16 protein-coding genes, 1 tRNA gene and 3 pseudogenes are annotated in these 13821 nt (G+C 70.0%); 11 read left to right on the forward strand and 9 right to left on the reverse strand.

The window, feature by feature from the left end:
• Nucleotides 1–2: 2 nt before the first annotated feature.
• The 4 genes from ACWC1K_RS00820 to ACWC1K_RS00835 all read right to left on the reverse strand — a co-directional run bounded on the left by ACWC1K_RS00820 (nucleotide 3) and on the right by ACWC1K_RS00835 (nucleotide 4062).
• Complete coding sequence (locus ACWC1K_RS00820; protein WP_450827603.1) at nucleotides 3–770, reverse strand: GAF domain-containing protein; 768 nt, start codon at nucleotides 768–770, stop codon at nucleotides 3–5.
• Complete coding sequence (locus ACWC1K_RS00825; protein WP_389072323.1) at nucleotides 767–1552, reverse strand: GAF and ANTAR domain-containing protein; 786 nt, start codon at nucleotides 1550–1552, stop codon at nucleotides 767–769. The genes ACWC1K_RS00820 and ACWC1K_RS00825 overlap by 4 nt, the downstream gene beginning before the upstream one ends.
• A gap of 46 nt (nucleotides 1553–1598) precedes the next feature.
• Nucleotides 1599–1967 (reverse strand): STAS domain-containing protein, encoded by a 369-nt coding sequence (locus ACWC1K_RS00830; protein ID WP_450827606.1) that lies wholly within the window; start codon nucleotides 1965–1967, stop codon nucleotides 1599–1601.
• Between the two features lie 334 nt (nucleotides 1968–2301).
• A complete protein-coding gene (locus ACWC1K_RS00835; protein ID WP_450827608.1) occupies nucleotides 2302–4062 on the reverse strand; it encodes a SpoIIE family protein phosphatase in 1761 nt (586 codons plus the stop codon).
• Nucleotides 4063–4294: 232 nt separating this feature from the next.
• Here ACWC1K_RS00835 and ACWC1K_RS00840 point away from each other — a divergent pair, with 232 nt between their 5' ends.
• The 5 genes from ACWC1K_RS00840 (at nucleotide 4295) to ACWC1K_RS00860 (ending at nucleotide 6884) form a co-directional block, all read left to right on the forward strand.
• Nucleotides 4295–4891, forward strand: coding sequence for a DUF5994 family protein (locus ACWC1K_RS00840; RefSeq protein ID WP_450827610.1), 597 nt, complete (start codon nucleotides 4295–4297; stop codon nucleotides 4889–4891).
• 5 nt (nucleotides 4892–4896) lie between these two features.
• Nucleotides 4897–5166 (forward strand): hypothetical protein, encoded by a 270-nt coding sequence (locus ACWC1K_RS00845; RefSeq protein WP_450827611.1) that lies wholly within the window; start codon nucleotides 4897–4899, stop codon nucleotides 5164–5166.
• Between the two features lie 365 nt (nucleotides 5167–5531).
• On the forward strand, nucleotides 5532–5903 hold the full coding sequence (locus ACWC1K_RS00850) for an STAS domain-containing protein (protein ID WP_450827613.1): 372 nt from the start codon (nucleotides 5532–5534) through the stop codon (nucleotides 5901–5903).
• The gene (locus tag ACWC1K_RS00855) at nucleotides 5900–6574 is read left to right on the forward strand and encodes a hypothetical protein (protein WP_450827615.1); all 675 of its coding nucleotides are present in this window, start codon (nucleotides 5900–5902) and stop codon (nucleotides 6572–6574) included. The genes ACWC1K_RS00850 and ACWC1K_RS00855 overlap by 4 nt, the downstream gene beginning before the upstream one ends.
• A gap of 148 nt (nucleotides 6575–6722) precedes the next feature.
• On the forward strand, nucleotides 6723–6884 hold the full coding sequence (locus ACWC1K_RS00860) for a hypothetical protein (protein WP_351472787.1): 162 nt from the start codon (nucleotides 6723–6725) through the stop codon (nucleotides 6882–6884).
• Here ACWC1K_RS00860 and ACWC1K_RS00865 read toward each other — a convergent pair.
• Both ACWC1K_RS00865 and ACWC1K_RS00870 read right to left on the reverse strand, forming a co-directional pair.
• Nucleotides 6847–7374, reverse strand: a pseudogene (locus ACWC1K_RS00865) (LysR substrate-binding domain-containing protein); the annotation flags it as partial. The gene ACWC1K_RS00860 and the pseudogene ACWC1K_RS00865 overlap by 38 nt on opposite strands.
• Nucleotides 7374–7808: pseudogene (locus tag ACWC1K_RS00870) on the reverse strand (acyl-CoA desaturase); the annotation flags it as partial. The pseudogenes ACWC1K_RS00870 and ACWC1K_RS00865, both read right to left, overlap by 1 nt.
• An 11-nt stretch (nucleotides 7809–7819) precedes the next feature.
• Here ACWC1K_RS00870 and ACWC1K_RS00875 point away from each other — a divergent pair.
• Nucleotides 7820–7966: pseudogene (locus ACWC1K_RS00875) on the forward strand (STAS domain-containing protein); the annotation flags it as partial.
• A gap of 100 nt (nucleotides 7967–8066) precedes the next feature.
• Nucleotides 8067–8525, forward strand: coding sequence for a PIN domain-containing protein (locus tag ACWC1K_RS00880; RefSeq protein WP_450827617.1), 459 nt, complete (start codon nucleotides 8067–8069; stop codon nucleotides 8523–8525).
• 183 nt (nucleotides 8526–8708) lie between these two features.
• On the opposite strand, the gene ACWC1K_RS00885 is transcribed toward ACWC1K_RS00880, so the two are convergent.
• Nucleotides 8709–8779: transfer RNA gene (locus tag ACWC1K_RS00885), tRNA-Gly, on the reverse strand.
• A 513-nt stretch (nucleotides 8780–9292) separates the two neighbouring features.
• Between ACWC1K_RS00885 and dcd the strand changes: the two genes are divergently transcribed.
• The 3 genes from dcd to ACWC1K_RS00900 all read left to right on the forward strand — a co-directional run bounded on the left by dcd (nucleotide 9293) and on the right by ACWC1K_RS00900 (nucleotide 11107).
• Nucleotides 9293–9868: a dCTP deaminase gene (dcd, locus tag ACWC1K_RS00890; RefSeq protein WP_450827619.1), complete on the forward strand. Its 576-nt coding sequence runs from the start codon at nucleotides 9293–9295 to the stop codon at nucleotides 9866–9868.
• A 14-nt stretch (nucleotides 9869–9882) separates the two neighbouring features.
• A complete protein-coding gene (locus ACWC1K_RS00895) occupies nucleotides 9883–10392 on the forward strand; it encodes a phosphoribosyltransferase (RefSeq protein ID WP_450827621.1) in 510 nt (169 codons plus the stop codon).
• Nucleotides 10393–10864: 472 nt separating this feature from the next.
• Complete coding sequence (locus tag ACWC1K_RS00900; protein ID WP_450827623.1) at nucleotides 10865–11107, forward strand: PASTA domain-containing protein; 243 nt, start codon at nucleotides 10865–10867, stop codon at nucleotides 11105–11107.
• A gap of 129 nt (nucleotides 11108–11236) precedes the next feature.
• Here the strand turns inward: ACWC1K_RS00900 and ACWC1K_RS00905 are convergent, their stop codons facing one another.
• Nucleotides 11237–11650 carry an Imm10 family immunity protein gene (locus ACWC1K_RS00905; protein WP_450827625.1) on the reverse strand — a complete coding sequence of 138 codons (414 nt, stop codon included), beginning with the start codon at nucleotides 11648–11650 and terminating at the stop codon, nucleotides 11237–11239.
• A gap of 250 nt (nucleotides 11651–11900) precedes the next feature.
• Here ACWC1K_RS00905 and ACWC1K_RS00910 point away from each other — a divergent pair, with 250 nt between their 5' ends.
• Nucleotides 11901–12686, forward strand: coding sequence for a calcium-binding protein (locus ACWC1K_RS00910; RefSeq protein WP_450827627.1), 786 nt, complete (start codon nucleotides 11901–11903; stop codon nucleotides 12684–12686).
• 82 nt (nucleotides 12687–12768) lie between these two features.
• Here the strand turns inward: ACWC1K_RS00910 and ACWC1K_RS00915 are convergent, their stop codons facing one another.
• Nucleotides 12769–13674, reverse strand: a complete 906-nt coding sequence (locus ACWC1K_RS00915; RefSeq protein WP_450827631.1) for a Yip1 family protein — start codon at nucleotides 13672–13674, stop codon at nucleotides 12769–12771.
• Nucleotides 13675–13821 lie beyond the last annotated feature (147 nt).

The raw sequence follows: 13821 nt of genomic DNA on the forward strand, positions 1-13821 counted from the left end.
GGTCAGCCGCCGCGGTCCACGGAACGGTCCGGTGCCGGTGGCGGGATGTCCGCGGTGTCGAAGCCGCCCGAGATGATCTGCGTGGCGAACTCCGACAGACGCAGGTGACGGGCGCGGGCGTACGACCGGAACGCGGCGAAGGCGTCGTCGACGGAGGTGTTCCAGCGTTCCGCCAGCACGCCCTTGACCTGTTCGATCAGGATGCGGCTGCTCAGCGCGGTCTCCAGCTGGCTGTTCTCGACGTGCGACTGCTCCAGTGTGCGCTGCTGCAGGATCGCGATGGTGGCCACGTCGGCGAGGGCGCGGGCGAGCGCGATGTCGTCGTCGCCGAGGCGTTGCGGTGTGGTCTGGAAGAGGTTGAGCGCGCCGACGATCCTGCTGCGCAGGCGCAGCGGTATGGCGTGGGTGGCCACGTACCCGGTCTCGCGGGCGCGGGTCGCGAAGCGCGGCCAGGGCACGGTCGTCTCCGGGCGCGTCAGGTCGATGTTGGTGCGGGCGTTGCCGGTGCGGTAGCACTCCACGCACGGGCCCTGGTCCTGCTGGAGCGCGAACAGCTCCAGCAGCCGGGTGTGTTCGTCCGAGGCGGCGATGATCTGCAGTTCGCCGTGCGCGTCGGCGAGCAGGATGCCGGCGGCCGACACGTCGAGCAGCTCGACGCAGCGTGTGGACAGCCGTTGCAGCAGGTCGATGACGTCGAAGTCGTCGACGAGGGAGTCGGCGACCTCCACGAAGATCTCGGCCAGACGTCGTTCGCGGGCCATGCCGATCATCCCTTTCCTCCGTCGGGCGAATTCGGCCCGCTTCCATCGTCGTCGAAATCGTCGGTGAAGTCGTCGGTGGGGTCGTTGCGGAAACGGAGCCTGCGGGCGACCACGTCCTCGGCCACCTCCCCGAGGGGGCGTTCGCTGCCGTAGGCGTGGGCCCGCAGGCGCAGGAGCGCTTCCTGCATGGACACATCGAGCTGGACGCTGATCATTCCCGTGGCCTGGTGCACGGCCGGGCGGTGCAGCACCGACGGTGGCTCCGGAATTCCGAGCGGCGAACCGTCCCCGCCCCGGCGCAGGTCCCCGCCCAGGAACGCGCCGGTCAGCGCCGCCGCCAGGGCGCCGGCGTCCGCGTACTGCTGCTCGCCCATCCGCCGGTCCCCGTCGCACAGCACGGTCAGTACGCCGACCCGGATGGCGCCGATGCCGAGCGGGAAACAACAGACACCGTGGACCCCCAGCTCCTCCGCGGCGGACAGCAGCGCGGGCCAGCGCTCGGGGCGAACGCGGTCCAGGTCCGGCTCCAGGACGGGCGAGCCGGTGCGGACCGCGTCCGGTGCCGGGCCCTCGCCCAGCGTGAACTGGAGCTCCTCGAACCGCGCGCTCAGCTCGGGGTGACACCACAGTGGCTCCGGCGTCCGCTCGGCGCCGACGAGCAGGGTCAGCGCGACGCCCTCGGCGCCGAGGACCCGCGCCCAGGCCGCCGCCGGATCACCGGGCGCGTCCAGGTGCAGTCGGCGCAGCACCTCGGCCATGCCGTCGCTGATCACGGTGCCCGATTCTGCCACGGGCGGGGCTCCGTGCCGCGGGGCACCGCGCGGCCGTCGTCGCACCTCATGTGGGCCGGTCCGGTGCCGTGCGGCCGGCGGGTATGCCCCGCCAGGCGTCCCCTGGGTTGGCGTACCGGGGGAAACGGGCCAGCAGGCCGCAGGCCTGGAACAGGAGGGTCGTGCCCGGCCGGACGTGGACGACGCGCACCCATCCGCCCCGCCGGCGGCAGTCGTGCCACGCCGCGCACAGCGGATCCAGGACGCTGCCGTCCATGAAGGTCACGCCGCGCAGGTCGACGATGAGGAAGGGCGGCCCGCCGTCGCACCGGGCGGCCTCCAGGTCGTGCGCGAAGGCCGGCGCGGTCGTCACGTCCAGCTCACCGCCGGCCCGGACCACATGGCACTCGTCGAACAGATCGGGATACGGGCTCATTCGCGCCCATCTCCTCTGTCGGTGGAGTGGCTTTCGCCTTGCGCAGGGCCTCTGTTGCGCGGAACGGGGCTGCACGGAGAGGGCCGGGGTCACGGGCGGCCGTGCACCCAGCGTACTGCCGCGCACACGCGCGGCGGGGCGGGGGCCGGGCCCGGTTTTCCGCACTCTCTCGTCACCCCGGCCGTTCGGCTCCCCCAGCACGTTGGCTGAACCGGAGAAGCCTGGGCGGGGCCAATCCCCAGGGGAACGCTGCTGAAACCCGCCTTGTACACCAAGTCCCCTGCCCGGCCGAGCGCACACCTCCGCGGAGCGGTTCACTCGTGTCTTTTCGCGATCAGGAATCAGGCAGACGCAGGGCGAGGAGGGCCACGTCGTCGGTGCTGCCGGGCGGCATCCGGGCCAGCAGTTCGTCGCACAGCGTGTCCAGCGGTGCGGTGGCGAGCGCGAGGGCGTGGCGGCGCAGCCGGCCCAGGCCGGTGTCGAGGTCGCTGCCGGGGATCTCGATCAGCCCGTCGGTGTAGAGGAGGAGGGTGGCGGCCGGCGGCAGGGGCAGGGTGGCGTCGGGCCTGCTCGCGCCCGTGGCCGGGGGAGCGCCGAGGACGAGTCCCTGTCCGGCTTCGAGGTACTGGGCCTGTCCGCCGGGGGCCAGAAGCAGAGGCGGCGGATGTCCGGCGCTGGTCCACCTCAGTGTCCAGGGGCCGGTGTCCGGGTGGCCTTCGACCCGCGCGAGGACGAGGGTGGCCATCGGGACGGTGGTGATGGCGGGCATGGCGTCGTCGAGGCGGTCGACGATCGCGCCCGGCGGTTCGGTGTGGTCCCAGGCCAGGGACCGCAGGATGCCGTGCAGTTGGGCCATCCCGGCCGCCGCGGTCAGATCGTGTCCCACGACGTCCCCGATGACCAGCGCGAGCGCGCCGTCCTTCAGCTCGAACGCGTCGTACCAGTCGCCGCCGACCTGGGAGCCGACCGGAGCGGGCTGGTAGCGGGCGGCCAGCCGCAGGCGGCCCGGCTGGGGCAGCGGGGCGAGCAGGTTGCGCTGCATGGCCTCCGCGACGGCGCGCTGGCGGCCGTACCGGCGGGCGTTGTCGACGACCAGGCCCACCCGGCGGCCGATGTCGCTCACCACGTCCAGGTCGGCGGTGTCGAAGGGGTGCGCCGGATCGGTGCGCACCAGCGTCAGCGCGCCGGTGATCTGCCGTCTTGAGCCCAGCGGCACAGTGATGACCGACGTCGCGTGCACCGTGCGCAGGAAATCGCTGTGGAGGGCGGCCAGGGGGGAGCCGGAAGGGGCCGCGGCCTCCGCCTCCTCCTGCTGCTGCAGAAGGGGAGAACTGCCGTTCAGCACCTGGACAAGAAGCGAGTGGTCACCCTCCGCGGCCTCGGGAAGGTGCTCACGCCCGCCCTCCAGTCCGGCGTCCCGGCCCGCGGGACCGGTCACCGTCACCCGGTGGACCTGCCCGGAACCGGCCCGTAGGTCCACCGCCGCCCAGTCGGCGAGGCGCGGAACCAGCAGACGGCCCAGCCGGGCGAGGGCCTCGTCGGTCTCCAGGGTCTGGCCCAGTATGTCGGTGATCTCCGCGACCAGCGTCAGCCGCTCGTTGAGATCCTCCAGGGCACTCGTATAGGCCGCACGTTCCCGACGCGCGCCGTGGTCGACCGTGACGTCGGTGAAGAGCACGGCCATGCCCGTGAAGGAGCCGTCGTCCGCCAGGGGAGAAGCGGACCAGGAGATCGTGACCAGGCGACCGTCACCGCGCAGATAGCTGTCGCCCTCCCCGCGCGCGGCGACCTTCCCGGCCAGCGCCTGGAGCAGCGGGCACAGCTCCCTCAGGAGGGTGCTGCCGTCCGCATCCCGGTGCAGCAGCTCGTGCGCGTCCATCCCGCGCATAGCGCGGGCGGTCCGGCCCAGCAGCCGTTCGGCGGCCGGGTTGGCGACGAGGATCCGTCCGGCCGGATCCACCACCATCAGGGCGTTGCCCAGCTGCTCGACGACCTGCCGCCAGAAACCCTGCTCGATCGCCCCTTCACCTCCCGCACCCTCCACCGCGCCGCCCTCCGCCGGTGGTACGACGGCCTCGGCTGACCCACATGTCATCGTATGACCCAAAAACCCTGCCGTCATTGGATGCTTCTGCGGGCAGTACGGCGTCCGAGGCCCAGCTGCGCACCGGGTCGTTCCTCCGCCGACCGAACGGTCCGTTGAGCCTGTCCGAGGAGTACGCTGAAATCACCGAGGATATTTCGCGCACCGGCTTCCATGCTTGTGACGTTTTCGGCGATCGAATATGCCGGGCCGGTTGCCGCCGGCCCGGGGCAGGGTTCGCGTCATGACTGCGACCACTTCCCTCCCGCCGACAGCCGAAGCGGAAGACCGTTCCTCCTCGTCCTCCGTCCGTCTGTCCCTGGCTCCCGTCGGTTCCGCACCGGCTCTGCTGGACGGCGCCTGGTGGCCCCGCTCCCGCGATCTGGTGGCGGAACTCCCCTCCCTGACCGACGTGCTGGATCCGCTGTGGGGGCGGATCACCCGGGTCACGGTGAATCCCACCCACTGGCCGGTCGTCCCGCGCAAGGTGCCGGTCGCCGGGCATGTGGTGAAGGTGGGCTGGTTCCTGGCCGAGCAGGACCCGCATGAACTGCTGTTGCTCTCCTACCGCACGGGCCGCTGGAACCTCCTCGTGGTCCCGCCGCAGACGACTCCCGTCTCGGCCGCCTGGTTGATGGCCGCCGCGAGCGACCCACTGGGCACGTCGACCGCGAGCCGGCTGATGGAGGAGGCGGCGCGCCTGCGGACGGTGTCCGAGACCGACCGGGCCGTCGAGGCGGTCTGGGTCTCCGAAGGAGGACATGCGGCCCGCGATCCGGTCGCACCTCCACGGATCCCGGCCGTGACCGCTGCGCTGCCGTACCGGTCGATGGGGAGGTGAGGGCCGTGGAGACGTTCGTGACGGTGCTCGTGATCCTCGCGATGATCGCTCTCGGGGTGTTCCTCATCCATCTGCTCGACGCACAGCACGGCGCCCGCATCGCCGCCTTCCACTACGGCCGCTCCGGAACGCCTGTCGCGGGACCGGCCGCGTCGGCTCCGCGGAAGGCCCGCGGCGGGGTGGAGACGGGCAGCGCCGGCCGCCGCCGCGACCATCGCGACGGCGGACGCGGGCGGCTCCGGCCCCGGCGCCGCACCCGTGACGGAGCCGGGTGAGCCCGTCTCCGGCAGGCACTCCCCGCCCGTCACCGAACGGGCGAACCGAACCAACTGATGCGCACAGCCCGCAGCCCGGGACCCCGGCCGCCGCACCGCTCCTGACAGGCCGGGGTCTTTCCGTGTCCTGCTTCCCTCCGAGCCGACCAGGCTTCCGACAGCGCCGTCCGCGCCCCGGACGGTAACCCTTCAGGACACGATGCCCGCCGGGTGCGGACCTTCCGTCCGATCGCCAGGCACATCTCCGAACGGCCGATCCACCACCGCCCTCCCCGACTCGGGCTGCCGGACCGGCCGTTCACTCCTCACCACGTACATCCCCGCATCGGCGGTACGCCGCGACGGGCACCCCGAACCGAGGAGCCATGCCCCTACCCCAGCTGAAAGTCCACCGGCACGACCGCAGCCACCGCACCCTGATCACCCTCGCAGGAGAGATCGACACGGCCACCGCCCCGCTCGTACGCACCGCAGTGGCCGCATGCGTGCTCGACGGCGTCCGCTACGTCGACGTCGATCTCACGGCGGCCACCTTCTGCGACGCCGGCGGACTCAACGCCTTCCTCGCGGCACACCGGACGGCCACCGATGCCGGAACAGCCCTCCGACTGCACTGTCCGCCGCCGGTCATGGCCCGCATCATCGAGATCACCGGCTCCGGCTTCCTGCTCCACGAGCCGTTCGCCGTTCGACCATCACCCGGTCGGGTTCCCGCTGCCGCGGGCGGTGCGCCGTGACGGCCCCGCTCCGCCGCGAGCCGCCATGGAGCGAGGGATCGACTCCCGCCCACGCGGTACGTCTGCGCCGACTGAACCGCTGGCAGGCCGAGACCCTGCGGGAGGACCTCGCCGATCTGTACGTGGAGTCCTCCCGGGCGCAGGCAGGCCAGGAGTACCGGGGGCGGGAAGCGTTTCTGCGGCGGCTCACCGGCGACATCCGGCGGGCCGGATTCGCCCTGCTGATCGCCGAGGACACTGCCTTCGCCGGGTGCGCGTACGGATTCCCCGTACCGCGCGAGGGAACATGGTGGAGGGGGTTCGACGGGCCCCTGCCGCAGAGCGTGGAACAGCTCACCGTGTCCGGACACGTCTTCGCGATCACCGAGATCGTGGTGCATCCCCATACGGACGACCAGGGCCTCGCCCGCCGACTCCAGCAACGTCTGCTCGCCGACCACCACGCCTCGCTCGGGGCGACCCTGGTCGACCAAGCCGACGCCCTGGCCTGCGACACCTTCCTGTCGTGGGGATGGCAGGACATCGGAACGGTCCGTCGACCGTCGGATCCCACGGTCCTCCGGTCGACGGCCCCTGTGCTGCTGCGGGCACTGGTCCTTCCCCTCGGGCAGCGCAGTGCTGCCCACCCGGACGGCCTCGCCCACGAGAACCGCACCCAACGGCCGGACTGACAACCGACGAGCGGCCCGCCGCGCGTACAACTCATCGCCGACCAGCGTTGGTTGAGGATCACGCCTGCCTGCACTCGAACGACCGAGCGCGCAGCCGCAGGACACGGCTGCACCGCTGTTGACCGCGCTTCGCCGACAGGCAGAGCGCATGATTGCCTTCCACGAGGTCGGCCGGGTGACGGCCGCGACGCACATCATGCGCTTCGGTGAGAACTCCACCTACGAGCTCGGCATCACCCCGGACGACTACGACGCCCAGCTCGACGTCGACTTCAGCGCACTCGGCAAGCGCGTGGCGGTAGCCGCCTGACCGAGGAAGAACGCGGGCGCTCGTACGCCGTCGAGGGAAGGCAGGAGAGGGTCATAGCTGCGCGGCCGTGGGATCGCCCGGCGAGGGCCAGGGAGCGGCTGTGCGCGAGCCAGGCGATGTGGGTGACGACGGGGGGCGCGTCGGTCACGGGGACGGCGGTGTGCTCGGCCCACAGCCAGGCGCGGGCGGAGTCGGGGAAGACGGCCACGGTGCGTCCGAGGGCGATCAGCTGGGCCAGCCGCGTCTGGTCGTGGATCTCGGGGCCCGGGCCGGGTGGGTACGTGCCGTGGCGGGGCCAGCGGGCGAGCGGAAGGTCGGCGATGTCGCTGACGTCGGCCAGGGACAGAGTCCTGCGCGCGGCGAGTGGGTGCCTGGCGGGCAGGATGGCGATCTGCCCCTCGGTCATCAGTTCCTCGCTGTCGAACCCGGCGAGGGACTTGAACGGGGCGTGCATGAGCGCCGCATCGGCGCGGGGCATCGGCAGTACCTCTAGGCGGGGACGCCGGGGTGCCTGAGCGGTGCTCCAGCGTGATGGAGGCTGGTGAGGGCCTGCCGGTAGGAGGTGATCAGCCCGGTCTCGACGTAGTCCACGCCCAGTTCCTCGCAGTAGCGGCGGACGATGGTCCGGGCCTTGCGCAGGTTGGGGCTGGGCATGCTGGGGAACAGGTGGTGCTCGATCTGGTGGTTCAGCCCGCCCAGTGCGATGTCCGTGAACCAGCCGCCGCGCACGTTGCGTGAGGTGAGCACCTGGCGGCGGAGGAAGTCCGGACGGTCTTCGCCCGTCAGGATCGGCATGCCTTTGTGGTTGGGCGCGAAGAGGGAGCCGAGGTAGACGCCGAACAGGCACTGGTGGACGGCGAGGAAGGCGATCGCCATGCCGGGCGGCAGCAGCCAGAGCAAGGCGGTCAGGTAGGCCGCGAAGTGACGGCATCCGCATCGTCGATGTCGACCTCACCTCTGTGACCTTCTGCGACTGCAGTGGCCTCAATGTCTTCCTCTGCGCCGGGCAGCGGACGAGGGAGGCCGGCGGGATCCTGCGACTGCACAACCCGCCGCAGTCACTGGGGCGGATCCTCGACCTCACCGGCGCGGGGTTCCTGCTTCTGGGCCTTCCGCCCGGGCATCTGCCACCGGCTCCCGGGGACGTCCCTGCCCCGGTCGCTCCAGCCCCGCCGGACCGGAGTGTTCCGTTGGTGGCGGTCCTCTGTCCTCGCCGATACGTCCGGCCTTCTGGCGGCCCTGGACTCGGCTCATCCGGAACACCGGGCGGCGAACGAGGCGATCATGGCGGCGGGCCTGCTGGTCATGTCCCCGCTCCTGCTGGCCGAGCTGGATCATGTGGCGACGCGTGAGCTCGGCAGGGAGGCTGCCCTCAGCGCGGTCGACGACCTGCGGCGCTGGATGAGCCGGGGGCGTGTCGTCCTGCCGGAGATCACGGAGGACCACCTGGGTGCCGCTCAGTCCGTCCGTGTCCGCTACCGCGCGCTGGACCTCGACCTCGCCGACGCGGTGAATGTGGCGCTTGCCGCCGACTACGACACGGACGTGATTCTCACCCTCGACCGACGGGACTTCCGGGCTGTACGCCCGTTGGGCCGCCACAAGGCGTTCCGGGTACTCCCCGACGACCTCCCGCTCTGACACAGGCTCCTGGGGAGTCAAGTGCCTGCTCCTGCCAGGGACTTGTGCGCCGCCCACGACGAAGCACGTGCAGGACGGGTGTCCGCCATCGCCCAGGGACGGTGAGCTGAGGGCTCGCCTCCACGCGGCAACGGCTCCCCAATGAAACAAACCCCAGGCCACTGACCTGGGGTTTCATCACAGAGCGGGTGACGAGAATCGAACTCGCGCTCTCAGCTTGGGAAGCTGATGTTCTACCATTAAACTACACCCGCGTAAGACGCCGACCGGAGTCGGTGTCCGAACGCATCGTCACCTTACCTCATCCCCGGCCCCCGGCGCTGAAGCCGTGGGGTCGGCGTGCGTTTCGGGGGGCGATGAGGCTGCGGGGGGCCGGAGTTGGGGCGTACGGTGTGGGGGTGCGTGAGGGTCCGGGGGAGGTCGGAGAGCCCCCTGGAGAGTCGTTCCGTTGATCCCGTAATGTGGCATTTGTCGTCAGGTGAGCAGTAGCCGGGCGCGGCTCTTGGGGAAGGGACTCTTGGACTTGATGGAGCGCACCGTCGTCCGTTGTGCCGATGGGCACGTGTTCAGCACCGCTTCGTTCCCGATGCAGCAGGCCGAGCGGCTCGGCCCTGGCCGGCTCCTCCGGTGTCCACGGTGTGCCCGGCTCCGCAGTGTGGTGCCGGTCAGCCTGGAGAGGCAGAAGTACTAGGGGCGGGACAGAGCGGTAGCGGGCGCGCGGGTGGCTGGATTGTGGCCGGTCCGCGCGCCTTGCGTATCCTCAGGGCGTGCTTCTCTCAGACAAGGACATCCGGGCCGAGATCGACGCCGGGCGGGTGGTGATCGATCCCTACGACAAATCCATGGTGCAGCCCTCGAGTGTCGACGTGCGGCTGGACCGTTTCTTCCGGGTGTTCGAGAACCACCGCTACCCGCACATCGATCCCTCCGTCGAGCAGGCCGATCTGACGCGGCTCGTGGAGCCCGAGGGCGAGGAGCCGTTCATCCTGCACCCCGGGGAGTTCGTCCTCGCCAGCACGTACGAGGTCATCACGCTTCCCGACGATCTTGCCTCGCGGCTCGAGGGGAAGAGCTCGCTCGGGCGGCTCGGACTGGTCACCCACTCCACCGCCGGGTTCATCGACCCCGGCTTCTCCGGGCATGTGACGCTGGAGCTCTCCAACCTCGCCACCCTGCCCATCAAGCTCTGGCCCGGCATGAAGATCGGCCAGCTGTGCATGTTCCGGCTGAGCTCGCCGGCCGAGTTCCCGTACGGGAGCGAGCGGTACGGCTCCCGGTACCAGGGCCAGCGCGGTCCCACCGCCTCCCGGTCCTACCTCAACTTCCACCGGACCCAGGTGTGAGCGGAGCGAGTGCGGTGAGCGGTGAGCGGGAGAACCTGACCTACGAGGCCTTCGGGCACGCCGTGCGTGAGCTCGCGCAGGCCATCGCCGACGACGGGTACGAGCCGGACATCGTGCTCAGCATCGCCCGCGGGGGCGTGTTCGTCGCAGGCGGGCTCGCCTACGCCCTCGACTGCAAGAACCTCCACCTGGTGAACGTCGAGTTCTACACGGGCGTGGGCACCACCCTCGAGATGCCCGTCATGCTCGCTCCCGTTCCCAACGTCATCGACTTCTCCGACAAGAAGGTGCTCATCACCGACGACGTCGCCGACACGGGCAAGACACTGAAGCTGGTACGCGACTTCTGTCTCGACACCGTCGCCGAGGTCCGCTCCGCCGTCATCTACGAGAAGTCGCAGTCGCTGGTGAAGTGCGAGTACGTGTGGAAGCGGACCGACGACTGGATCAACTTCCCGTGGAGTGTTCTGCCCGTAGTACGTAAGTCGGGCGAGCCGGTCACTCCGTCCAAGGAAGCTCTGTGACCTGCGCTCATGCCTGGCTGCTCGCTGAAGACCAAGATTGGTGAGCCAATGGTCGGGGCGTTTGTCGAGCCGTCCCCCCGAGCTGCTTTGATCAGCGCGTGACCCGTACTGATGATGTGACAGGCGGTAGAGCGGGACTGGCCGTCGTTTTCGGCGCGGCTTCTGTCGTGTGCTGGTTCTGCTGCCCCTTCTGGATGGTGGTGTGGCCGCTTGCTCTGCCCATCGGGCTTACCGGCGTCGTCCGGGGAATCATCGAGTGCCGAGCCGCCTCCCGTCAGGGCGTCAGCCGTGCCCAGCCCTTGATCGGCTTGGCGCTGGGGACGGTAGGAACGGTGGCGGCAGTCGCGTACATGACCTTTGTGTTCACGCATCCAGACCTGCCGATTCAGGGCTAGGTCGGTGGAATGGTGCCCCGCCCGACACCCACGCGCGCATGGGTGTGGCAGGTCAACCCTGCCCTACGGTGTTTGGCATGGAGGAGACACCGGCGCACATCGAGGTCCCTGACGTCGTCGGGATGACCACGCGGGAAGCCCACGCATTATGCCGTGACCTGGGGCTGTTCCTGGGCTACTACAACTTGGACCAGCAGTTGCCGCGACATGCGGTGATCGCTCACCAAGAACCACCGGCCGGCACCATGGCACCTGCTGTTGCCACTGTGAGGGTCTGGACGACGTTGGATCCGCTGCCCGACGACCGGCGGTCACGGTAGCCCCCTCCAGCCCGGTGCCGGCCGATCCCCCGCCGGATGCATGTTCTTGACCGGGCCGCGCTATGCGGTGATCGGCTCATGGCCACCGGCCCCATCCCCGACCTCGCCCCATCGTGCGTCTTTCGTTGCTCAGACGGCTACGCGAGCAGGGCGCGCGTTCTCACGGCCGTAGGCCAGTACGCGAGGAAGCACCTCGCGGAAGCGGGCGATGTCCTCGGCCGGCGCCTCCAGTACCGCCTCGACCTCCGCGTCGTCCAGGCCCAGCGCGGGCAGAGCCTCAGAGGCCAGGGAGATGCGCAGGACGTTCCCCGTGAGCTCGACCGACCGTACGCATCCGTATGCCGTGCCCTGGCCGGCCGTGACCACGCAGTGCGTGTCGAGTCCCAGCGAGACGTCTTGCTCGTCCGGTTCGTCGGAGCCGCACTGGAACAGCATGATGAAGCCGCTGCCGTCTTCCCCCTCGGAGATGCCTGCCTCGATGAAGCAGTCGTAGTCGAGGTCTATCTCCGCCCCGGCTGCGCGGGCAACGAACCTGTAGGTCATGACGGTGTTCTATCAGCAGTCCCGACCGCGTCGGCGCTGACCGGCGAGGAATCACTGTGAGTGACGACGCTCATCCAGTCGACTACGCCTGGAGTGTTCTGCCTCCGGTGCACCGGTCGGGAGATGTGGCCAAGGAGAACAAGGAAGCCCTCTGAGTCTGGAGTTTCTCAAACAATCGCGTGGTAAAAGCTTTGGCCAACACCGTAGGCTCCCTCTGACCGATCAAAGATTCATGTGGGGGGAACCATCCATGCGCACAACCGCGCGCCTTGCCCTGCTCGGGACCAGTTTTGCGCTGCTCGCCGGGGTGGCCGGTGCCACCGCCGCGCAGGCGGACGACGGCGGCTCGGGCAACATCACGATCGACAAGGTCGTCGTCAACGGCGGCAAGCCGGTCGTGGTCGGAACCACCAAGGCGGTGAGCTTCAAGGTGTCCGTAACCGCCTCGGACGACTCGGGCATCAAGGAGACCACGTACATCCACGCCCAGGGCCCGAACCCGAACTACGCGCAGATCTGGTACGACGACGGCGACATCACCTGCGTGGAGGTGAGTGCCACCACCTCGACCTGCACGGGCACGCTGACCTTCGACCCGCAGGCGGCCACGGGCTTCGTGGACAACAACGCGGCGGCCACCTGGAACCTCCGCACGCTGGTCTCCGCCAATGACTTCGACTACATCCACCGGGACGCGGCCACCACGTTCAAGGTGCAGCGCGCCTCGAAGCTGACGGTCAACGCCTCCCCGGAGCCGGTGCGGAAGGGCAAGACCCTCACGGTCACCGGCAAGCTCTCCCGGGCCAACTGGGAGGACAACCTGTACCACGGCTACGCGAACCAGCCGGTGAAGCTGCAGTTCCGCAAGAAGGGCAGCAGCACCTACACCACGGTGAAGACGATCAGGACCAACTCGACGGGCGCCCTCAAGACGACCGTCACCGCCGCCACCGACGGCTACTTCCGCTACAGCTTCGCGGGCACGGCGACCACTCCGGCGGTCAGCGCGGCCGGGGACTACGTGGACGTCCAGTAGGCACCTGTGGCCATGTACTGAAAAGGGCTCCCGGCAGTGCGCCGGGAGCCCTTTGTGCCGTACGGGGGCCTGTCGGAACAGGTCAGAACGTGCCCAGCTTCACGATCGACAGCAGGGCGATCAGCTGGATCGCCGAGGCGCCCAGGGCCTTCGGCCAGGGCAGGTCGTGGGAGCGGCTGACCATCATCGTCAGCAGCGCGCCCGCCGCGACCCAGGTCGCCCAGCCCAGGGCCTGGACGAAGGTCGCGTTGCCGCCGAAGAACACGGCGAACACCAGACGCGGCGCGTCCGTCAGGGACATGATCAGCATGGAGAGGCCGACCGTGGGCTGCCAGGCGCCGTCACCGCCGAGCTGGCGGGCCAGGGTGTGGGTGACCACGCCCAGGATGAAGGACGACAGGACCAGTGCGACGGCCGTGATCAGGACGATGGGCACCGCGTTCGCCAGGGTGGCGTTGATCGCGTCCGAGCGGGCGCCGTCGAAGCCGAAGACCGCGAGCAGGCCGTAGAGGAAGGTCACGATGAGGGCCGGGCCCCACATCGTGTAGTCCCGCATCTGGAGGAAGGTCTGGGTGGGCGAGAGGACGATGCCCCTCAGCAGGTCCTTCCAGTGCAGGCGGGGGCCCGCGGGGGCCGCCGGGGCCGAGCCCGCGCGGTAGGTGCCGCCCTGGTTGTACGGGTCCTCGCCGACCGTGAACGCCTGGGTGTGGCCCGGGTTGTTGGCCGCGTACGGGTCCGGGTTGCCCTGCGGTGCGTAGGCGCCGCCGTCACCGAAGTACTCCGGCTCGCCGTACCCGCCGCCGTTGCCCTGCGGCCATGGGCCGCCGCCGTTCCCGTACTGCTGCTGCCCGGGGTGGGGCTGCGGCGCCGGGGGCCTGCCGTACGACGGGCGGCCGTGCGGCGCCTGCTGTCCGTACGGGGGTTGTTGCGGTCGCGTTTGCGGAGCGCCGTTGTTCCGGGCGCCGCGTCCGATCCTGAATCCAGCCACGCCTTCGAACGTACCTGGTCCCGGAGAGTGACGTGGCGGGCCCGGCGTCTGGGCCCGGCTTTGCTGCCGAGCTGTGACATCCCTTAAGGGGACGGTAAAGGAACCCCTAGGGAAGCCCTGCGGGGCGGCCGGTCCCGCCGCGCGGAA

The sequence above is a fragment of the Streptomyces sp. NPDC001492 genome, from assembly GCF_053597275.1.

Coding starts and splice junctions, on each gene's coding strand:
- ACWC1K_RS00820 (WP_450827603.1), bottom strand. CDS start 770: ATGATCGGCATGGCCCGCGAACGACGTCTGGCCGAGATCTTCGTGGAG.
- ACWC1K_RS00905 (WP_450827625.1), bottom strand. CDS start 11,650: ATGACCTACAGGTTCGTTGCCCGCGCAGCCGGGGCGGAGATAGACCTC.
- ACWC1K_RS00835 (WP_450827608.1), bottom strand. CDS start 4,062: ATGACATGTGGGTCAGCCGAGGCCGTCGTACCACCGGCGGAGGGCGGC.
- ACWC1K_RS00840 (WP_450827610.1), top strand. CDS start 4,295: ATGACTGCGACCACTTCCCTCCCGCCGACAGCCGAAGCGGAAGACCGT.
- ACWC1K_RS00910 (WP_450827627.1), top strand. CDS start 11,901: ATGCGCACAACCGCGCGCCTTGCCCTGCTCGGGACCAGTTTTGCGCTG.
- ACWC1K_RS00850 (WP_450827613.1), top strand. CDS start 5,532: ATGCCCCTACCCCAGCTGAAAGTCCACCGGCACGACCGCAGCCACCGC.
- ACWC1K_RS00830 (WP_450827606.1), bottom strand. CDS start 1,967: ATGAGCCCGTATCCCGATCTGTTCGACGAGTGCCATGTGGTCCGGGCC.
- ACWC1K_RS00900 (WP_450827623.1), top strand. CDS start 10,865: ATGGAGGAGACACCGGCGCACATCGAGGTCCCTGACGTCGTCGGGATG.
- ACWC1K_RS00860 (WP_351472787.1), top strand. CDS start 6,723: ATGATTGCCTTCCACGAGGTCGGCCGGGTGACGGCCGCGACGCACATC.